At 35.0% G+C, this 19,757-nt stretch carries 20 protein-coding genes and 1 riboswitch; of the genes, 7 read left to right on the forward strand and 13 right to left on the reverse strand.

Annotated features, from left to right (window positions below):
- Nucleotides 1-97 precede the first annotated feature (97 nt).
- The gene (locus tag ACXY7N_RS14695) at nucleotides 98-880 is read right to left on the reverse strand and encodes a nucleotidyltransferase domain-containing protein (protein WP_016089498.1); all 783 of its coding nucleotides are present in this window, start codon (nucleotides 878-880) and stop codon (nucleotides 98-100) included.
- A 111-nt stretch (nucleotides 881-991) separates the two neighbouring features.
- Entirely contained in the window at nucleotides 992-2,101 is a 1,110-nt protein-coding gene (locus tag ACXY7N_RS14700) for a PRK06851 family protein (protein ID WP_016133513.1), read from the reverse strand.
- A 151-nt stretch (nucleotides 2,102-2,252) separates the two neighbouring features.
- Nucleotides 2,253-2,365, forward strand: a riboswitch (SAM riboswitch).
- A gap of 85 nt (nucleotides 2,366-2,450) precedes the next feature.
- Here ACXY7N_RS14700 and ACXY7N_RS14705 point away from each other — a divergent pair.
- Complete coding sequence (locus ACXY7N_RS14705; protein ID WP_016089500.1) at nucleotides 2,451-3,083, forward strand: cyclase family protein; 633 nt, start codon at nucleotides 2,451-2,453, stop codon at nucleotides 3,081-3,083.
- A gap of 28 nt (nucleotides 3,084-3,111) precedes the next feature.
- Here ACXY7N_RS14705 and ACXY7N_RS14710 read toward each other — a convergent pair whose 3' ends face one another.
- The 7 genes from ACXY7N_RS14710 to ACXY7N_RS14740 all read right to left on the reverse strand — a co-directional run bounded on the left by ACXY7N_RS14710 (nucleotide 3,112) and on the right by ACXY7N_RS14740 (nucleotide 8,895).
- Nucleotides 3,112-3,492, reverse strand: coding sequence for a hypothetical protein (locus ACXY7N_RS14710; protein ID WP_033659615.1), 381 nt, complete (start codon nucleotides 3,490-3,492; stop codon nucleotides 3,112-3,114).
- Between the two features lie 229 nt (nucleotides 3,493-3,721).
- Entirely contained in the window at nucleotides 3,722-4,948 is a 1,227-nt protein-coding gene (locus ACXY7N_RS14715) for an ATP-binding protein (protein ID WP_016133511.1), read from the reverse strand.
- A gap of 136 nt (nucleotides 4,949-5,084) precedes the next feature.
- On the reverse strand, nucleotides 5,085-6,350 hold the full coding sequence (locus ACXY7N_RS14720; RefSeq protein ID WP_016089503.1) for a hypothetical protein: 1,266 nt from the start codon (nucleotides 6,348-6,350) through the stop codon (nucleotides 5,085-5,087).
- Nucleotides 6,351-6,586: 236 nt separating this feature from the next.
- Nucleotides 6,587-7,255, reverse strand: coding sequence for an LSm family protein (locus ACXY7N_RS14725; protein WP_001004278.1), 669 nt, complete (start codon nucleotides 7,253-7,255; stop codon nucleotides 6,587-6,589).
- A gap of 178 nt (nucleotides 7,256-7,433) precedes the next feature.
- Nucleotides 7,434-7,877, reverse strand: a complete 444-nt coding sequence (locus ACXY7N_RS14730) for a hypothetical protein (protein WP_000655885.1) — start codon at nucleotides 7,875-7,877, stop codon at nucleotides 7,434-7,436.
- A 21-nt stretch (nucleotides 7,878-7,898) separates the two neighbouring features.
- Nucleotides 7,899-8,420, reverse strand: a complete 522-nt coding sequence (locus ACXY7N_RS14735) for a hypothetical protein (RefSeq protein WP_000051644.1) — start codon at nucleotides 8,418-8,420, stop codon at nucleotides 7,899-7,901.
- Between the two features lie 235 nt (nucleotides 8,421-8,655).
- A complete protein-coding gene (locus tag ACXY7N_RS14740) occupies nucleotides 8,656-8,895 on the reverse strand; it encodes a helix-turn-helix domain-containing protein (protein ID WP_080118117.1) in 240 nt (79 codons plus the stop codon).
- 179 nt (nucleotides 8,896-9,074) lie between these two features.
- Here ACXY7N_RS14740 and ACXY7N_RS14745 point away from each other — a divergent pair, with 179 nt between their 5' ends.
- Nucleotides 9,075-9,443, forward strand: a complete 369-nt coding sequence (locus tag ACXY7N_RS14745; RefSeq protein ID WP_016133510.1) for a hypothetical protein — start codon at nucleotides 9,075-9,077, stop codon at nucleotides 9,441-9,443.
- Between the two features lie 195 nt (nucleotides 9,444-9,638).
- On the opposite strand, the gene ACXY7N_RS14750 is transcribed toward ACXY7N_RS14745, so the two are convergent.
- Entirely contained in the window at nucleotides 9,639-10,688 is a 1,050-nt protein-coding gene (locus tag ACXY7N_RS14750) for an NAD(P)/FAD-dependent oxidoreductase (protein ID WP_016089506.1), read from the reverse strand.
- Nucleotides 10,689-11,019: 331 nt separating this feature from the next.
- Here ACXY7N_RS14750 and ACXY7N_RS14755 point away from each other — a divergent pair, with 331 nt between their 5' ends.
- The 3 genes from ACXY7N_RS14755 to ACXY7N_RS14765 are packed head-to-tail and all read left to right on the forward strand — an operon-like array spanning nucleotide 11,020 to nucleotide 14,030.
- Entirely contained in the window at nucleotides 11,020-11,937 is a 918-nt protein-coding gene (locus tag ACXY7N_RS14755; protein ID WP_353811502.1) for an iron-hydroxamate ABC transporter substrate-binding protein, read from the forward strand.
- A gap of 48 nt (nucleotides 11,938-11,985) precedes the next feature.
- Entirely contained in the window at nucleotides 11,986-13,026 is a 1,041-nt protein-coding gene (locus ACXY7N_RS14760) for a FecCD family ABC transporter permease (RefSeq protein ID WP_016089508.1), read from the forward strand.
- Nucleotides 13,023-14,030 carry a FecCD family ABC transporter permease gene (locus tag ACXY7N_RS14765; RefSeq protein WP_016089509.1) on the forward strand — a complete coding sequence of 336 codons (1,008 nt, stop codon included), beginning with the start codon at nucleotides 13,023-13,025 and terminating at the stop codon, nucleotides 14,028-14,030. Before ACXY7N_RS14760 ends, ACXY7N_RS14765 begins: the two co-directional genes overlap by 4 nt.
- A 46-nt stretch (nucleotides 14,031-14,076) precedes the next feature.
- Here ACXY7N_RS14765 and ACXY7N_RS14770 read toward each other — a convergent pair whose 3' ends face one another.
- Genes ACXY7N_RS14770 through mtnK form a run of 3 tightly spaced genes read right to left on the reverse strand, consistent with a single transcriptional unit; the run spans nucleotide 14,077 to nucleotide 17,058 of the window.
- The gene (locus ACXY7N_RS14770) at nucleotides 14,077-14,718 is read right to left on the reverse strand and encodes an L-fuculose-phosphate aldolase (protein ID WP_016133508.1); all 642 of its coding nucleotides are present in this window, start codon (nucleotides 14,716-14,718) and stop codon (nucleotides 14,077-14,079) included.
- Nucleotides 14,719-14,775: 57 nt separating this feature from the next.
- On the reverse strand, nucleotides 14,776-15,816 hold the full coding sequence (mtnA, locus tag ACXY7N_RS14775) for an S-methyl-5-thioribose-1-phosphate isomerase (RefSeq protein WP_353811503.1): 1,041 nt from the start codon (nucleotides 15,814-15,816) through the stop codon (nucleotides 14,776-14,778).
- Between the two features lie 12 nt (nucleotides 15,817-15,828).
- On the reverse strand, nucleotides 15,829-17,058 hold the full coding sequence (mtnK, locus tag ACXY7N_RS14780; RefSeq protein WP_353811504.1) for an S-methyl-5-thioribose kinase: 1,230 nt from the start codon (nucleotides 17,056-17,058) through the stop codon (nucleotides 15,829-15,831).
- A 590-nt stretch (nucleotides 17,059-17,648) separates the two neighbouring features.
- Between mtnK and ahpC the strand changes: the two genes are divergently transcribed.
- Both ahpC and ahpF read left to right on the forward strand, forming a co-directional pair.
- On the forward strand, nucleotides 17,649-18,212 hold the full coding sequence (ahpC, locus tag ACXY7N_RS14785) for an alkyl hydroperoxide reductase subunit C (protein ID WP_000924422.1): 564 nt from the start codon (nucleotides 17,649-17,651) through the stop codon (nucleotides 18,210-18,212).
- Between the two features lie 14 nt (nucleotides 18,213-18,226).
- Nucleotides 18,227-19,753 carry an alkyl hydroperoxide reductase subunit F gene (ahpF, locus tag ACXY7N_RS14790; protein ID WP_016089513.1) on the forward strand — a complete coding sequence of 509 codons (1,527 nt, stop codon included), beginning with the start codon at nucleotides 18,227-18,229 and terminating at the stop codon, nucleotides 19,751-19,753.
- The last annotated feature ends 4 nt before the right edge of the window (nucleotides 19,754-19,757 follow it).

Below are 19,757 nucleotides of genomic sequence, written 5' to 3' on the forward strand. Positions count from 1 at the left end.
TATGACTTAGCGTGGAATTTTTACTTATTCTCATTCGCAGGTCTTCTCGCATCTATATCTGTTTTTTTATTCCTGCAAAATAAAAAAGAGCACAAACTCACTTGTGCTCTTTTTCATATACTTCAAACAGCATATCTCGAAACAATGTATTTAAACTCTCAATATCGATCCCTAATCCCTTTTCAATCCTTTTCACGTATTGCTGATAGTAATGAATTTGTTCTTCTAAGAATTGATTTAGCACCTGAATTTTCAATCCAACATCTACTTCAGTACCTGCTTTTTTCTTTATTAACAACTTTTCAATTTCATCTAACACGCTACGTTCTAATGATAATTCTGTAATCAACCGATCAAATTCTACGGGAGGCAAAGTCGATTTCTCTTCTAACCATTTACAAGCTAAAATAGGACGTAATACATAAAAGTACTTTTTCAACTTTACATTCTCACCTTGCAAAAATTCACGATAATTTTTTGATGCCATATGTAAGTAATGATATATCGTTGCTTTTGGATCAAAATTCTTTTCACTCATTTGTTGAAGCTGCTCTGGAAAATGAGAGTTTTTCGAATAAAAAATTGGTGATCGAATCCACTCGAGTAAAGCTGGATTTGACTTTGCGAATAGTTGTAATGCCTTTTTAATATCCCAGCCACTTATATCTAAATCATCACTAATCGGATATTCAATTACATCTCGTTTATCATGAATTGATAAATACCATTCCACAGGGTGTATATAAACGAATCTAACATCATAATCACTATCTTTCGATGGAAATCCCCACGCACGACTCCCTGATTCTACTGCAAATAAAATTTTTACATCATTCTCTTTTTCAATTCTGTCTAACTCCAGCTCAATTTTCTCTCTCATTTCTTACCATCTCCATTTTTTGATTATTTCCTTGGAAATTCGACAAATATATTACTCATTTTACTACATACTAAAATAACTGTCAGAAAAATTCTGACAGTTCAAAAATCCCTATTTGTTCTTTTCTGTTACACTAACCGCAATTCGTTCAAACTCTTTTTGAATCTCCTCTTTATATGCATCCACTTTTGAAAAGTCCATAGCAGCAATATAAATTCGTTCTAATTTATCACGAACTGATTTTGCTTTTGCTAAGAAAGACATCGCCTCATTCATTTTTGCTTTATATTGAATGGAAACGTCGCGAATTTCTGTCGCATACTTCTCATCTGTCCCTGGTGTCACAATCAAGGCATACATATCTATAATTTCATCACCTTCGCGGCTCGGAAAATATTCATGTGGTGCGGTGCTATCAAAAATTGCAAAACCCAATTCTCTTACGATAACCATATCAAGACTATTTGGATCAAATCCACAATGATATACTTCCACTTCAAATCCTTTTTCTTCTGCTGCCTTAGCTAATTTTTTGAGCATTGTCGACTTCCCAGAGCCTGGGCGTCCTTTTATAAAATAACGATGTGATAACCCTTCTGTTAAATTCGGAACAAAATCAACTGCTCCTTTCGGTGTAGCTGCTCCTAAAAAGCGATGTTTCACAAGCGGTTGTTTCCCTCCTTTATCTGTAAATAATTTCTGAATCAGCTCATCTGTTAGTTCATTCGCTTTATCAAAATCAATATTATTAATATATATTTTCTCCCACGCATCATGTATAATTAATGCCTCTTTAAAACAAGCGTATGCTGCTTGAAAAGCTTTGCTTGCTTCTGAAACAAATCGTTCAATTTCCACCTTCTGCTTTCTTAATTTATCTGAATCCCAAGCAACCCCCAAATTAATATACTCTTCGACAACTCCTGGCATTTTCGGCTCAATAACATGGGGTGATGTTCCATCAACAATTCCTACTTTTAACTTCGGGATAATTACACCATCAACCGATTTATTATCAGAAGAACAGTGTAAAAATTCAATATCGTATCCTTTTTCAATCCATTCACGACCTATTGCCTTGATTAAAGAAGATTTACCGGTTCCAGGACCACCTTTTAAAATAAATAACCTATCTAGCCCTTTCAAATTCTCGTCGTATAAATTATGGAATCCTCTAGCTGTATTTCCACCAGCATAATAATTCAATATATTCCCTGTCACTGCACTCACTCCTTCGCAGCATTCTATTTACATAAGCTACAATATGCGAGCAACTTTATTTGGGTGAATACCTATTTTGTGTTGCGTAAAAAAAGGAAATGAATTACAATTTAAATATCGTAAATATTCCGAACTTTAAAATTAAATATACCTTTTATCAAGAGAGGCAGAGGGACCGGCCCTTTGAAGCCCAGCAACCTCAGTTTATACAAACTGAATAGGTGCTAATTCCTGCAAAATGCATTGCATTTTGGAAGATAATACTCAACTAGTATGTAAAGCTCATCTTTCTTGATTATGAAGGATGGGCTTTTTATTATTTGAAAAACATATATTGGAGGTATGTAAAATGAAAGTAATTGATCTATCACAAACATTTGAAAACAATATGTCTCAATTTCCTGGAACACCAAAAATCCAACTAGAAGCAATTACAAACGTTGAAGAGACAGGCTATCAAGTTACAGATTTTCATTCTGTCGTTCATGTTGGCACGCATTGCGATGCTCCTGCACATTTCATTTCAGGTGCAACAACCATCGATCAATTACCCCTTGATCAATTTGTAGGCGAGGCCGTTCTTATCGATGTAACTCATATTCAAGAGCGAAAATTACCTAAGGAAGTATTGTATAATGCTGACATAAAAGAAGGTGATATTATCATTTTCCATTCCAACCTATCTACTAAGTGGAATACAGAAGCTTATGAGAAAGAAGCATTTTATCTTTCCGAAGAATTAGCTACAGAACTAGTTCGATTAAAAGTAAAATCGGTCGGTTTAGATTTTATTTCTCCTGATGAGGTAACGACAGAAACATCACCGATTCATCACATACTACTTGGAAATAATATTTATTTAATTGAAAACTTAACAAACTTAGATGCCATTAACACGAAACGTTTCTTTTTCTCAGCGGCACCTTTAAAAATTAAAGATAGTGACGGTGCTTTTGCAAGAGCATTCGCTGTTATTTTTTAAACACAGTCTATAAAAAAAGCAAAGATCATCATTGACCTTTGCTTCTATATTTTTTATTTAAATTAAGAAATAATTGTTCAACACGAGGGCGTACCCAAGCTAAATAATCTTTCTCTTTCTTCTTTGTACAAGCTATCTCTTCTCCATCTACCATTTCGACAAGTTCTAGCTCTAACAGCTGCCTCGTGAATGCTAGCATATCCACTTCTTTGGCCGGATACTCTTCTCTTAATTTCTCCTCAATTTCCCCCAATAAAAAACCGTCACGCATCATTGCCAATGCATCAATCCAAAGTGGCGGCATTTCATATTTTTCTCCTGTAATTGTATCTTTTACAATATAATTCTTTTGCTCTTTTCGAAATTGAATCGTGTGTAAACATACAGTCGAATTTAATGTTAATTCCATCATACCACCCCTCTCATCATATCTGCATAGAAAAAAGGATGCGCGTGCACCCCTTCTTATCTTTTCATAACACTACTAAACCGTTACATGAGAAAACAATCTCATGTCGATATTTTCCTCCATTATAAACGAAGTATTTTTAAAAAAAAACCCTTCTTGCAACATTTTATAAAATGTTTATATTTACACAACAAGAACACTTTTCTGAAAAATAATTTCTTTTACTACGCTACACTGTTGGCAAATAAATTTCCACTTTCGTTCCTACTCCCACACTACTTTGAATGGAGATACTTCCTTGATGCTCCTTAATAATTTTATGTGTAATCATTAACCCAAGTCCTGTACCATTCTCCTTCGTTGTGTAAAAAGCTTTACCGATTTTATCTAACTTCTCGCTCTCTATACCAGATCCTTGGTCTTCGATAGAAATACATAAATGTCCTTCAGTTTTTTCGTATACACGGATATGAATGTCTCCACCTTCTAGCATCGATTCTATCCCATTTTTAATAATATTTAATAACACTTGTTTTAATTGTTTATCATCACCGTTTATAGCTGGTAAATTCCCCTCTATTTGCAAATGAAATTGCACTCTATATTGCGCTGCATAACTTTCCATTAGCTGCACAACATATAGAAGGATTTCTCGTATATTACACAATTCATAATTTGTTGGCTTCGGCTTTCCTAACAACATCAATTCACTAACAAATCCATTTATCCTTTCAATTTCTTGTAACATAATATCATAGCTTATCGTATCTGCTGGGTTTCTTTCTTTTTGCATTTGCGTAAATCCTTTTAAAGCCGTTAATGGATTTCGAATTTCATGCGCAATTGTTGTAGACATCGTCCCAATGACAGCTAAATTTTCTGTCTCTTTCATATTGTTCATCATTTCAACCACTGTTCTTACATAAGATTGAAATCGTTTTAACAAAGAATGTGAAATAATGAAATAGAATACACATAAAACAAGCGGAATTACCACTTTTAAATCTTGTAATAGCAATGTGAACAGTACGTACTTTCCAATTACACTAAAGGAAACTAAATAAAAATATTTTCTATTCACAAAAACTGGGGCAAATAAAATTAATAACATTTCTACCATACTACCATGTTCAAAAGCTCTATCCGTTCGCAAATAAATCATTAAATTATTAACAAGATTGATAAACATGTACCCAAATAAAAATAAATATTTTACAGAATATACATACCCTCTTTTTTGAAGATATATCGAAATAGGAAATAATGCTATTACAAATATATACACACCTATCCCAAGGCTACCTTCTGGCCAACCTACCGCTGTTCCATTAATATTCATAGCCGGATACACAAAATAATAAATAACGTCATATAAAAAAAATATAATATAGAATAATAATACAAATACTTTTAAAGCTTCTCTTTCCTCATAAATCAAGCTTTTAAATTTTTTCATATAAATACTCCTCATGATCAATACAAAAACTCTACATATTATCTTCTTAAATTATAAGTATGAAATTGCTTTCAGAACAATATGTAACCTTATAACACGAAAAGGAAGGAGATCTCCCCTTCCTTTTCGTCACAACTTATATCCATCTTACCCGATCATGTAGCAGGCCATCCGTAAAATTATTATGTCCTATTACAAAATTATTCATATATAAATTCAAATATTCTCCGTACTTACTTTCTGTATTTAATAATAATTCCTCTACATAATAGGCACCTTGTTTAAAGTTATCGAACAGTAAACTACATAAGCCAGCATAAATTCCGCATCCTACTTGGAAGTAAGTCGCATTCGTTTTATATTTATGAAAAACTTGACTGCTATTCATCACGTTATACATATATGTCTCGCTATTTTCATAAACGAGTAATACACCTACTAGATCCTCGCCCGCAATCTCTTCTTCGGCTGGATTAAATACTTTACGATTCCAATTCCATAAATCTTCTACTTGATCTAAGTTCTGTCTAATTACATTAGTCGTATACTCATTAATTCGGTAAAGAAAACCCACTTCCATATTGAAGTTTTTTCCTAAAATTAAAACTTCCTCATGTGGCATTAAACAGCCATAAAACTCTTTCTCTCCTAACTTTACTTTATACTCTGAAGCATATACATCTTCATAAAAATAAAGAGGACGATGCTGACTCATATACATCGGATAACTCCATATCGCTTCATCTAGAAATCGCTCTACTGCCCATGAAGCATAAAGTGTATGAGGCTTTATCAGTGCTGTATCATTCAAAAATGACGTATCATGTTCTACTATATAGCATGCTCTTGGCTTTTCTTTTGGCCGCTCCTTCATAAGTTCAACAACCATCCATTGAACAACACCTGGATTCATACCTGAGCCTATAATTGCTTTTGTATTTGTAAATTTCTCTTTCTCCTTCTCAAACCTCGTATATCTTTCCGTAAGCTGAAAGCCGATTAAACTATCGTCCTGATCTACTTCCTCATTTTCCAAAGCTGAATTAATATAACAAATTCCAAGTTCATTACAACAACTTAATACTCTGATTGTATCTGCCCCCGAAACATCAATAACAACACCCGTGCTTTTTTCTTTCAAATGTTGTTTGAATTTCACTACATCTTGAAGGTCAATTTCATATAAAAACAATTGATCTTTCAAATTTGGAAACAACTCACCATAATAAGCCCTATCTTTTTGTTTTATATCAACCAAATGAAATGTAACATTCTTTATCGCTTCATAAATCGGGTCTTTTTCATTTACTATCGCTTGATTTAAAATTGCTAAAACTGCTTTTGCTGCTCCACCAGCACTACCAAGTAATGTAATCGATAACGAATTTGGAAACTGCTCCACAAACAAAACCCCTTTGATATATTAGTTGAGCAGTTCTCCCTCAAAAAATAAATTGAATATATTACAAGATGGCTCGTACATATTTTTTATAATTTCGCACAAGATTAGCTCTTCATAGATAAAGCTAACATATTTATATTCAATTCATTTTTACCCTCATATTCAAATCAATCTAAACAAATAGGCTCGACCTTTTCTTCTACATATAAAAGAAAAAGCCAGCCCTTTCAACTCGTCTACGGACAATGGACAGATTTCACATGTTGAATATTCACATACATTTTTGCATCACGTGCTTTTAATATTTCAATATGCCCCTCATCAATCTTCGCCATCTTTCCAATCTTATTAGACTCCTCACCTAAATCGAACACCATAATTTTTCCAGCCATTTTAATAAGCTGCTCTTCAAATGTTCTAGCTAACGTAATATTTAACGGATTCACGGGGAGTTCATTTTTATTGAGGGCATACGGAACTTGATTTTCTTTATACGGAATTAACCATTTCAAATGCTTTAAAGATATATATACTGTTTTATAAACTGGACTATAAAAAACAATATAATCGTTCATTACACTTGTAACATAACCGTGTATTGGAGCATTTCCTGCTACATAAACTTCTGTAAAAATCCCTTTAGAAGTACTTAATACTTTTCTCAAAGAAATGGAAGGGGATTCCCTCTTAATTACAGAATCCACATCTGGTTTTGATATCTCTTCATCATATGGTCTTAAAAACTTATAATATTGTACATGGTATAAAGATATATATACGTAGTCTTGTCCATTGTAAAGAACAACAATATCATTTCCTACGTCTATTAATACACCTTTAAATCTTTTTTCACCAATTAATTTAACATATATATTTTCTCCAATACTTTTGTTTAACTCATTCATCTGTATCCTCCTTCCTATGAATTTTTACTCTCCTATTCTCCATTTCAAAAAATAACCAGGGGCAATGTTCTGTTTTTTAATAGTAAGAAACCCTTTTTCATATATCCAAAAATAATTACAGAGAAATATGAAATCATTCTTCACTTTCAATCATAATGCCCCTTTTATTTATTAAACATTATTCTTCTTCAGTCTTTTTGTTTTTAACTATTTGACTCACGCTCTTAATATGGGAATTAATCACATAAATGACCTCATCACCGTTAACTAGTGTAATATTTCCATCATGTATATCACTCAATAAACCTTCCACACACTCTGGTCCACCACGATTAATCTTTATCCATTTATACTTCAAGTCATTTAATACATCTAAAAAAGTATCTTCTTCCGCATAAAAACATGAACCATATTCTCCTTGTGCCTCTTTTACTTTTCTGACTAGACTCTTCACATGTTTCAGCTGATAATACACTAATTCTCCATGAGGTAATTGTAGTGTAAGGTAATCTTTTCCTAACAATGACAGTACACCTACTCGACTTTCCGGTCCACGAAGATTTACTTTTACATTCTCACCAACTAAACCTTTGATTTGATCACAGCATAATACATCCTTCAAATTCATACCCTCCTTTCTGTTTTATCTTCCTCTACTTGATTGTCTTAGTGCGCGAGCTCGACTTGAATTATTGCTGTTTTCATTACTTTTCTCATTGCTACTCTCATCACTCTCTCCACTTACAGATGCATTATAATTAACACTCTTAATATGAGATAGTGTAATTAATACAACTTCTTCTTTAATAATCAATGTTACATAACCGCCAGAAACATCTTGTAAAATACCTTCAATTTTCTCTGGTCCACCACGGTTAATTTTCACCCAGCGGTATTTGAAGCTTTGAAGTAGCGTTTCAAAGTCTTCTGCAATGTCTTCTTCTCCCCATTCTAAATCACCTACTCCACCATCTTTCGTATTTTGGGTAATGCTTTTCAGATGGCGAAGCTGGTAGTAATGGTTCTCTCCTTTTTCATTCTCTAATCCGAAGTAGTCCACACCTAATGATACTATTGTTCCTTTTTGAGATTCTGGTCCACCTCTGTTTACTCTTACATAAGATCCAATTAAGTCTTTCAAAAAATCCCAATGAAATAAACTCACGAGAAAACCCCTTCCATTAATTTATAAGCTTTTGCACTGATAGTATATGTATCTGTACAGGTTACGTTCTCTATGTTTGTCCTAGCTAGAAAAAAATATGCTTTTAACCTGGTAGACTAATACCTATCAAACTCCCGAAAAGCCCTGGAGACTCCTTAAAATTTTGATATCTTGAAACAAAAAATCCCGTATGAAGATACATTTCTGCATATCTTCATACGGGATTTCCCATAGTTTAATCTTCGTCTTTAACATCCATATCTTCTGGAATTGGTTCGTTCAATATTTCTTCCACTAATTGCTTATATTTCTCCATTTGTTCTAAATGTGTATTGAATTGTTCTTTATTTAATAAATATTGCTCTCCATCAAATAGCGCACGAACTTTCTTTTGCTGAATTAGTTCTTCAATATACGACTTTGGTAAATTCAAATACTCCGCAGCTTCTTCTAATGTTATATACAACGCGTTCATTCCTTTATTATTTTTTCATATATACTGTATCTTACTTTATTTTTGTAAACAAATAAAAAAGATTTTGTAAATGCAATTTAAAAAGAAGGTGGATGCATTCCATATATTGTATAATAATATAGTAAGGATTTTTTAAATACAGAATGGTATTACCCATTTACACAAAGGAGAGTTAACATATGGCTACTCGTCACATCATTACAATGTTAGAACAAACATTACAAGTTGAAACAAAAAACACAATTTCTCATTTAACTACATCTTTATCTGATCGTATTCTTTCTCAAAGCGCAGCAATACATGAAAACAATTGTTACCATACAATTGGGGAATGGTACAAAAATCATTTTTTATTCCAACAAGATGATTTCCTTTGGGCTAAATACGCTTTCTATGACGCATATTGTGAAGCTATAAAAGAACAAGGACATCTTACAAAACGCGTCCGTCAAATATTAGAATCATTAGCTCGAATGCATGGAAAACAGTACATTGTTTCTATATTAAATATGCCATTTCCTAACGAACGAGCTAAAGGGACAGCATAATTTAATACTGTTCTGCGTAATCAAAACATAGATTCATTGTTTTCTAGGAAGATTTACAAATAAAACGTTCATATCACATGAACTGATGAAACCGGTGTCATTATAATGATTGAAAATATAGTAAACAGGAAAACCCCCATTTATCTCTCTCGTCACTCGAATAGAGAAGTAAATGGGGGTATACTTGTTCTTTTCTTATTTCATCATCTGCTTGATCAATTCACGATTTCTCTTCTTAAATACTTCATTATGCGAAGAAACCATTCCGTACTCACTTGCATCTGGTTGAATAAATTGTTTTGCTTTATTTACAGCATTTCCAGCATCTTGGAATGCTCCCGCAATTAAGTGTAATTTCCCTTCATGCTTTAAAATATCTCCAGCAGCATATAATCCATCTACTGAGGACTCACTATTCGCATTCCCTGCAATATAATAATTATCTATAATTGCAACGTCTAATTCACTATTTTCTAATAATGTAATGTCACGTTCATATCCATGATTAATAATAACTTCATCAATAGGTAAATGTGAAACTTCACTTGTTTCATGATTCGTTAATTCTACATATTCGATCGCTTCATGATTGTCACCAGCAATGAGTTTTGTAATCGATGTATTAAAGAAACACTCCGCCGAGCTATTCAGCAATTGTTTTACTTGTGCTTCATGACCAGATAATTCTTCTTTTCTATATGTTACATACACTTTTTTCGCGATTGGTTCTAATTCATTTGCCCAATCAACGGCAGAATTTCCTCCACCGGAAATAATGACCGTCTTACCTTTGAAACGCTTTAAAGATTTCACTGTATAATTTAAATTAGATACTTCAAATCGCTCAGCACCTTCAATGGATAACTTTTGCGGTTTCAATATCCCACTTCCAGTTGCAACAATAACTGTTTTTGAAAAATGTTCTTCTCCATCGCTTGCTTTTAACGTAAAAGTACCATCTTCATTACGAATAATCGATTCTACTTTTGTATTTAATACCACTTCCGGCTTAAATGTTAGCCCTTGCTGTACAAGTTGTTCAATTAATTTATCACCTGTAACTGGCAATAACCCTCCTACATCCCAAATCATCTTCTCTGGATAAACATGTATTTTTCCACCTAACTGTGGTTGAAATTCTATTATTTTCGTTTTCATTTCTCTGAGTCCACTATAAAAAGCTGAATAAAGCCCTGCAGGTCCACCGCCTATCACGGTTACATCAAACAATTCTTCTTGATTCATTCGTGTCACTCCTCAGCTACTAATCATTGATTATCATTCTCAATAAAATATAACCTGTTTCCGCAAAATTTACAATCAAAATTACTATTGACAATACACCTATATAAAATTATATTATTTAAAGAATCAATAGTGATAATCATTATCAATTTGTTAATAATTAGCAAATTTGAGATTACATCTTCTTTCATTAATAGGGTTAATACTATATTGTGAAATCTCATATTCAAGATTTTTAATAAACATTTTGTATTACCACTACTCTTTCAAAAAGATTGCAGTTAAACAAATTATTGTATACACATATCATCTATGTTAAAGGAGAAAGACGATGAAAAAGTTATTTATTTCACTAACAGTTCTTTTCGTTCTTGTTATGAGCGCTTGTAGCAATGGCTCTACAGACAAAAAGAACGATACAAAAGGCAGTAAATCAGAAACAATTACATACCAATCTGAAAATGGTAAAGTAGAGGTTCCTGCAAATCCAAAACGCGTTGTTGTTTTATCATCATTCGCTGGTAACGTAATGTCATTAGATGTAAATCTTGTTGGGGTAGATTCATGGTCTAAACAAAACCCACGTTTTGATAGCAAACTTAAAGATGTTACTGAAGTATCAGATGAAAATGTTGAAAAAATTGCTGAACTAAATCCAGATTTAATCATTGGTTTATCAAATATTAAAAATGTCGATAAGTTAAAGAAAATCGCTCCTACTGTAAGATACACTTACGGAAAAGTTGATTACTTAACACAGCATTTAGAAATCGGTAAGTTATTAAACAAAGAAAAAGAAGCAAAAACTTGGGTTGATGATTTCAAGAAACGTGCACAAGACGCTGGTAAAGAAATTAAAGCAAAAATCGGTGAAGATGCAACAGTTTCTGTTGTAGAAAACTTCAACAAACAGCTTTATGTATACGGCGAAAACTGGGGCCGTGGAACAGAAATTCTGTACCAAGAAATGAAATTAAAAATGCCTGAAAAAGTAAAAGAAAAAGCATTAAAAGAAGGTTACTACGCATTATCTACTGAGGTATTACCTGAATTTGCTGGTGATTACTTAATCGTAAGTAAAAACAAAGATACTGATAACTCATTCCAAGAGACAGAATCATATAAAAATATCCCAGCAGTAAAAAATAATCGCGTATATGAAGCAAACATGATGGAATTCTATTTCAATGATCCACTTACATTAGATTTCCAACTAGACTTCTTCAAGAAGAGCTTTCTTGGTAAATAATACAAACATGAGGAATTCTTAAATTAAGAATTCCTCTTCCTTTATTCTATGAACAGAAAAGATGTGAAACGAATGACAAAAGATCACGACAATCCACGTTCGATAGCTTTTACATACAAACTAATTTTGAGCTTAATTGCATTCTTTCTTATTTTTATGGTGGCAATGGTATTAGGTGCTGCAGATACTTCAATAAAAGACGTATGGTTAGCACTCACTTCCTCCGCTAAAGGGGACAAAATATCTATTATTCGCGAAATACGTTTGCCACGTGAAGTTGCTGCTATTTTTGTAGGAGCTGGACTCGCTGTTTCTGGAGCCATTATGCAAGGATTAACACGAAATCCTCTTGCAGATCCTGGATTATTAGGGCTATCTGGTGGAGCAAATGCTGCGCTCGCGCTGACACTTGCTTTCAACCCTTCCATCAGCTATCTTTACTTAACATTTGCTTGCTTTATCGGTGCTGCGGTTGGCGCAATTATGGTATTTGGAATTGGTATGATGAAAAAGGGCGGACTTTCTCCTCTTCGAATTGTATTAGCAGGGGCTGCCGTTTCAGCATTCCTACTCGCAATTTCAGAAGGAGTCGGCATTTACTTCAAAATTTCACAAGATGTATCACTTTGGACTGCTGGGGGCGTAATTGGAACAACTTGGAGCCAATTGAAAATTATTATTCCAGTCATTTCAATTAGCATCTTTATCGCTATCTTACTAGCAAAAAAATTGACAGTTCTTAGTTTCAGTGAAGAAGTGGCTATTGGACTAGGTCAAAAAATTATTGTTATTAAAACCATTCTATTTATCATTATTATCTTACTTGCAGGTGCGTCTGTAGCGCTTGTCGGAAATATGGCATTTATCGGTTTAATGGTACCTCACATGGTACGTCCAATTGTCGGTCCAGATTATCGATTTGTTATACCGATGTCAGCAATTGCTGGAGCTTCCTTTATGCTACTTGCAGATACAATCGGACGTACTATTAACGCTCCGTACGAAACACCAGTTGCCGCTATTGTCGCAATTGTAGGGTTACCATTCTTCCTATTCGTTGTACGTAAAGGAGGAAAAACATTCTCATGATGCAATCTATTCTAAGAAAACAACGTCTTATTATACTCGCTTTACTCATACTAACCATCACCACCATCGTAGTTGGAATGGGACTTGGTTCAGCATCTTTATCTTATGATCGACTACTCCCAACATTAATGGGGCAAGGGACTTTTAAAGAGGAGTTTGTTTTATACTCTTTAAGGCTACCTAGAATTATCATTACATTATTAGCTGGTATGGCTCTCGCTTTATCAGGGGCTATTCTGCAAGGAATTACCCGAAATGATTTAGCTGAACCTGGTATTCTCGGAATCAACTCTGGGGCCGGTGTTGCTGTTGCTATTTTCTTTTTATACTTTCCCATAGATGTAGGTTCATTTCTTTACTTACTACCTGTCGTTGGATTTATCGGGGCATTTCTAACAGCTGTTCTAATTTACGTATTTTCATATAGTAAATCAACTGGACTTCAGCCAATACGATTAACATTAACCGGTATCGGTTTTGCATTTGCACTATCCGGAATGATGATTGTCCTTATTTCATCCGCAGATCGCATGAAAGTAGACTTTATTTCAAAATGGATTGCCGGAAATATTTGGGGAGATGACTGGATCTTCGTTTTAGCAATGCTCCCATGGTTAATCGTATTAATTCCGTTCGTTTTCTATAAAGCAAATCGATTAAACATTCTAGCATTAAACGAACCAGTCGCAATCGGTGTTGGAATTGAAATTGAAAAAGAACGCAGATACCTATTAGTTGCAGCCGTTGCGCTTGCAGCTGCAGCTGTTTCCGTAACAGGAGGCATTAGCTTTATCGGGCTGATGGCTCCTCATATCGCGAAATCTTTAGTAGGTCCAAGACATCAAATCTTCATGCCTATCGCCCTTTTAATCGGCGGATGGCTATTGCTATTAGCAGATACAATTGGACGAAATATCGTTGATCCTAATGGCATCCCAGCAGGTATTGTTGTCGCTTTAATTGGTGCTCCTTACTTTATGTATTTGTTGCTTAAGAAAGCATAGAAATACCCTCAAGAGTCAAATCTTGAGGGTATTTTTTTGTGTCATTCTACTGCTGCCCATACCCTTCAAACTTCTTCGCCAAATTCTCCATCTCATCTTCTGGCAACAACTTCGGCTCTCCGACACTTTTCGTTTGATAATAAATTTGCGCGCAAAACTCAATCTCTTCCGCAACAGTAAACGCCATTTTTATATGATTTGCACCTGCAATTAAACCGTGATTGGCAAGTAAAACGGCACGTCGATCAATCATACCTTCAAAAGCAGCCTCTGCTAATTGCTTCGTACCAAATGTTTCATACGGTGCACAGCGAACATTCGGGCCTGCAAAAGCAATTAAATACGATACAGCAGGAAGTTCCCATCCTAATGATGCAATCGTCTTCGCATAAGGAGAATGTGTATGCACAAGCGCATTTATGTCTTCACGATTTCTATAATAAATAAGGTGCATATCGAGCTCGCTTGATGGTTTTCTCTCTCCCTCTACCACTTCACCATCTAAGTTTAATATAACTACATCTTCAGGCTTCGTTTCATAATACTCTAAACCACTTGGGCTAATTGCAACAAGACCTTGTTCACGATTGAAGATACTAATATTACCGCCTGTTCCCTTTGTTAAACCGCTAGAAATCATTTTCTTTCCGTACGCTACAATTTCTTCTCTTTCTTTTTGTAATAACATATACATCCCCCTAAGTATGAAGCTTATGATGACTGACTTTTTAAATCTATCTACTTACTAAAATAGCTTTTTTAAATTCTCCGTAAACGGTGCTTTTACAATCCCTTTTTCCGTAATAATCGCTGTTACATTTTCATGTGGCGTGACATCAAATGCCGGATTATATACTTTACTTTCTTTCGGCGCAGAATATTGTCCGAAGCGATTAATTACTTCAGCAGCATCTCTTTCCTCAATCGGAATTTCTTTTCCTGTTGGTGTTTTCAAGTCAATTGTCGGTGTTGGTGCTGCTACATAAAACGGAATGTTGTAGTATTTTGCTAAAATAGATACGCCTAATGTCCCAATTTTATTGGCTACATCACCGTTTGCTGCCACACGATCGCATCCAACGATTACCGCATCAATCTTTCCTTGTGACATAACCATAGCTGCCATATTATCCGTAATGACAGTAACATCAATTCCCGCTCGCTGTAGTTCTAATGCTGTTAACGTTGAACCTTGTAATCTTGGACGTGTTTCATCCGAAAAGATTTTTAAGTCCCATCCTTTTTCTTTTGCTAAGTACATTGGAGCTGTCGCAGTGCCATACTTAGTCGTCGCTAACGCACCAGCATTACAATGTGTTAATACTCCAATCCCATCATGGAATAACGTCAATGCATGCTCTCCAATTTGACGGTTAATTTCTTCATCTTCTCTATGAATCTCTTTTGCCTCTTCTAGTAATCTATCTTTCAACTGAGCGATTGATAAGTGCGCGTTCTCTGTCGCTACTGCCTCCATTCTTTCAAGTGCCCAGAATAAATTTACTGCTGTCGGCCTTGATGTTGCTAAGTATGCACATACCTTTTTTACTTCCTCTATAAATTCTTCCACCGTACTTTGAGGAACTTCCTTGATTCCTAAATACGCACCATAAGCTGCTGAAACACCGATTGCTGGTGCTCCTCGCACTTTCATTACTTGAATGGCATCCCATACACTTTCAGCTGTTTTGAAAGACTCATAGACAACTTCATTCGGTAATAGTGTTTGATCTAATAAAACTAATGTATCATCTTTCCACTGAATCGGTATTAACTGCTCTTTCATCACTTTCTCCCCTTACTTCGCATTCTGCACAGATTGTTCTTTTAGCGTTTCTATAAAGCTTTTACCTGTTTTATATTGTTTCGCATGTAAAATAAACTTCTTCGCTGCCTGAAGACAAATACGTTCCGCTCTAGCACGTACTTCCTCATTCTCAATACAAGTAATATCCTTTACTTTCGCTAACCCAACAATACGACGAATTAACTCAAGGCCTGTCACTGCAGCCGTATCCTCTAATACAGATTGTAAATAAACTTCGTTAAAGCCTTCTTCCTTCGCCATAATCTCTGTCACATGAATATCCCAAGCATCTAAAAACTTCTTCTTAAATAAATCAATTACATCCACCATTGTCGATTGTAGCCAATCCATATACGTATCTTTCTCAGCCCCAGGCGGCATAGTCGCATCTGCATTCACCCAAGCAAACATTAAATTCGCCATCACGTTCCCAACGTCATATCCCATCGGTCCATAAAAGGCAAACTCAGGATCAATTACCTTTGTAGAATCACCTTTCACAAAAACAGAACCGGTATGTAAATCACCGTGGAGCAACGCCTGTGCATTCGTCATAAAAGAAAATTTAAGCTTTGCTACTTCCATACGAAGCTCTTTATCACTATAAATATGCTCTCTAATCCATCCTTCATTTAACGGAAATAACTCATTACGATTATGATGATTTGTAAATGGTTCCGCGTATACGAGGTCTTCTGTAATCTCACATAACTCAGGATTTATATAATTCTTCACAAGTTCCTTCTTTTCTTTATGATTCATTACAACGTCTGATGTTAATAGAAGAGTATTTACCACAAAAGTCGTTAAATCATCAGCAAGCCTCGGAAATATTTGATGATTTATAAGTGCTGTACGTAATATTGTGTGATCCGATAAATCTTCCATTACGCAACAATTCATCACACTATCAAACAAATATACGTTTGGAACAAGCCCAGGTGCTAACTCCTCCTCTAACTGCAAAACATCTGATTCTATACGAATACGATTCGTCGACAACTTAAACTCATCTGAAATACGTGCTGTATCTCCAGCTTGCTTTACAATGACAGAAATATTCTTCTGTTCATCCCAAACGCGGAATACATAATTTAAATTACCATCGCCTATTTCTTTACACTGTAACCCCTTTGCATCCTCAAACTTAGATAATTTCTCTTTCACATATGCAATCACATCTTTAGCTTCCATTAAAAAATACTTTGTGAACGTAGACATGGTTTCCCCTCCATACCAATTGTAAGCGTTTTCTAAAGGCCATAAAAAATAATAGGGTGAAATTTTTTCATCCTATATTATATATTCTTCTTTTTGAAAGGTATATCTAGGTTTTATTATATCTTGTTAGCACCTTGAGTCAATATTTCTAATTATCATTACAATATACTTCCTAATTATATATTTGGGATGACAAAAATTGTTCAAAAAGATTCTGATTCATTTTATTTTATTTATCGCACAATTCTTTGTAAAATAGAAGTAGACAACGACTTTTCAAATACACAACTTCTAAGAAATATTTCCTCCCTAAGAATCTATCCTTACACCATATCTCTAACATACACACCACTCTTTTAAGCACTCATTGAAAATTTACGACATAAAATTACCTTTTAATTCCCTAATAGCCTTAATTGAGAATAAATATTAATTAAATTGGTATAAAGTTGGTTTATTCACTTGACAAAATAACCACTTCTATATGATAATTAATATCGAATTAGAATTATTATAGTTAATTAAAAAATATATTTTATGAGCACACTATTTTTTGATGCTCAAAACCAACATTTAGGAGGAATTTTAATATGTTATTAATCGGCACAGAAGTAAAACCGTTTAAAGCTAATGCTTACCATAATGGAGAATTTATCCAAGTTACTGACGAAAGTTTAAAAGGAAAATGGAGTGTAGTTTGTTTCTACCCAGCTGACTTCACATTCGTTTGCCCAACTGAACTTGAAGACTTACAAAACCAATACGCAACTCTTAAAGAGTTAGGCGTTGAAGTATACTCTGTATCTACAGACACTCACTTCACTCACAAAGCATGGCATGATAGCTCAGAAACTATCGGCAAAATCGAATACATTATGATTGGTGACCCAACTCGCACAATCACTACAAACTTCAACGTTTTAATGGAAGAAGAAGGTCTTGCTGCTCGTGGTACATTCATCATCGATCCAGACGGCGTTATCCAATCTATGGAAATCAATGCTGACGGTATCGGCCGTGACGCAAGCATTCTTGTTAACAAAATTAAAGCAGCTCAATACGTACGTAACAACCCAGGTGAAGTTTGCCCAGCTAAATGGCAAGAGGGTTCTGCAACACTTAAACCAAGCCTTGACCTTGTAGGCAAAATCTAAGGAGTTCGATCAAAATGATACTAGATGCAGATATAAAAACACAACTATCCCAATACCTTCAGTTAATGGAGAACGATATTTTACTTAAAGTAAGCGCAGGAGACGATAACGTATCTAAAGATATGTTAGCTCTAGTAGACGAATTAGCTACTATGTCATCTAAGATTACAGTAGAAAAAGTTGAATTAGAGAGAACACCAAGCTTTAGCGTAAACCGCCCTGGTGAAGACACTGGTGTCGTATTCGCTGGTATTCCATTAGGACACGAATTTACTTCATTAGTGTTAGCTTTACTACAAGTAAGTGGACGCGCTCCAAAAGTTGAACAAAAATTAATCGATCAAATTAAAAACATTCAAGGCGAATATCATTTTGAATCTTATATCAGCCTAAGTTGTCATAACTGTCCTGATGTTGTACAAGCTCTTAACGTAATGAGCGTTCTAAACTCTGGTATTACACATACTATGATTGATGGCGCTGCATTCAAAGAGGAAGTAGAAAGCAAAGACATCATGGCAGTACCAACTGTTTACCTAAACGGCGAATCTTTCGGAAGCGGTCGTATGACACTTGAAGAAATTTTAGCAAAAATGGGTAACGGTCCAGATGCATCAGAGCTTTCTGATAAAGATCCATACGATGTTCTTGTTGTTGGTGGCGGCCCTGCTGGTGCAAGTGCAGCGATTTATGCAGCACGTAAAGGCATCCGCACTGGTATCGTTGCTGAGCGCTTCGGTGGTCAAGTAATGGATACTATGGGTATTGAGAACTTCATCAGCGTAAAACGCACTGAAGGTCCTAAGCTAGTAGCAAGCCTTGAAGAGCACGTAAAAGAATACGACATCGATGTAATGAATCTACAACGTGCAAAACGTTTAGAGAAAAAAGAACTTATTGAAGTGGAACTTGAAAACGGCGCTATTCTGAAAAGTAAGAGCGTAATCGTTTCAACAGGTGCTCGCTGGCGTAACGTTGGCGTACCAGGTGAAGCTGAGTTCAAAAATAAAGGTGTAGCATACTGCCCACACTGTGACGGTCCATTATTCATTGGAAAAGACGTAGCAGTTATCGGTGGAGGTAACTCTGGTATTGAAGCAGCTATCGACTTAGCAGGTATTGTTAAGCACGTAACTGTTCTTGAGTTCATGCCAGAATTAAAAGCTGATGCTGTATTACAAGAGCGTCTTAACAGCTTACCTAACGTAACTGTTCTGAAAAACGTTCAAACGAAAGAAATTACTGGTACTGATAAAGTAAACGGTATTTCTTACATCGATCGTGAAACTGAAGAAGTTCATCACGTTGAATTACAAGGTGTATTCGTACAAATCGGTCTTGTGCCAAACACAGACTGGTTAGGCGAAACAGTTGAACGCGCTCGTGGTGAAATCGTAACAGACAAGCACGGCGCTACAAACGTACCAGGAGTGTTTGCTGCAGGTGACTGTACAAATAATCCGTACAAACAAATCATCATCTCTATGGGTTCAGGTGCAAACGCAGCTTTAGGTGCATTTGATTACTTAATCCGTAACTAATTAA

It is taken from the genome of Bacillus sp. 5w2, from assembly GCF_054353775.1.

Bases quoted from the DNA above. Each gene is read 5' to 3' on its own strand.
- ACXY7N_RS14695 (WP_016089498.1), bottom strand. From the start codon at position 880: ATGAGAGAGAAAATTGAGCTGGAGTTAGACAGAATTGAAAAAGAGAAT.
- ACXY7N_RS14705 (WP_016089500.1), top strand. From the start codon at position 2,451: ATGAAAGTAATTGATCTATCACAAACATTTGAAAACAATATGTCTCAA.
- ACXY7N_RS14710 (WP_033659615.1), bottom strand. From the start codon at position 3,492: ATGGAATTAACATTAAATTCGACTGTATGTTTACACACGATTCAATTT.
- ACXY7N_RS14715 (WP_016133511.1), bottom strand. From the start codon at position 4,948: ATGAAAAAATTTAAAAGCTTGATTTATGAGGAAAGAGAAGCTTTAAAA.
- ACXY7N_RS14725 (WP_001004278.1), bottom strand. From the start codon at position 7,255: ATGAATGAGTTAAACAAAAGTATTGGAGAAAATATATATGTTAAATTA.
- ACXY7N_RS14740 (WP_080118117.1), bottom strand. From the start codon at position 8,895: ATGAACGCGTTGTATATAACATTAGAAGAAGCTGCGGAGTATTTGAAT.
- ACXY7N_RS14745 (WP_016133510.1), top strand. From the start codon at position 9,075: ATGGCTACTCGTCACATCATTACAATGTTAGAACAAACATTACAAGTT.
- ACXY7N_RS14750 (WP_016089506.1), bottom strand. From the start codon at position 10,688: ATGAATCAAGAAGAATTGTTTGATGTAACCGTGATAGGCGGTGGACCT.
- ACXY7N_RS14755 (WP_353811502.1), top strand. From the start codon at position 11,020: ATGAAAAAGTTATTTATTTCACTAACAGTTCTTTTCGTTCTTGTTATG.
- ACXY7N_RS14760 (WP_016089508.1), top strand. From the start codon at position 11,986: ATGAACAGAAAAGATGTGAAACGAATGACAAAAGATCACGACAATCCA.
- ACXY7N_RS14765 (WP_016089509.1), top strand. From the start codon at position 13,023: ATGATGCAATCTATTCTAAGAAAACAACGTCTTATTATACTCGCTTTA.
- ACXY7N_RS14770 (WP_016133508.1), bottom strand. From the start codon at position 14,718: ATGTTATTACAAAAAGAAAGAGAAGAAATTGTAGCGTACGGAAAGAAA.
- mtnA (WP_353811503.1), bottom strand. From the start codon at position 15,816: ATGAAAGAGCAGTTAATACCGATTCAGTGGAAAGATGATACATTAGTT.
- mtnK (WP_353811504.1), bottom strand. From the start codon at position 17,058: ATGTCTACGTTCACAAAGTATTTTTTAATGGAAGCTAAAGATGTGATT.
- ahpC (WP_000924422.1), top strand. From the start codon at position 17,649: ATGTTATTAATCGGCACAGAAGTAAAACCGTTTAAAGCTAATGCTTAC.
- ahpF (WP_016089513.1), top strand. From the start codon at position 18,227: ATGATACTAGATGCAGATATAAAAACACAACTATCCCAATACCTTCAG.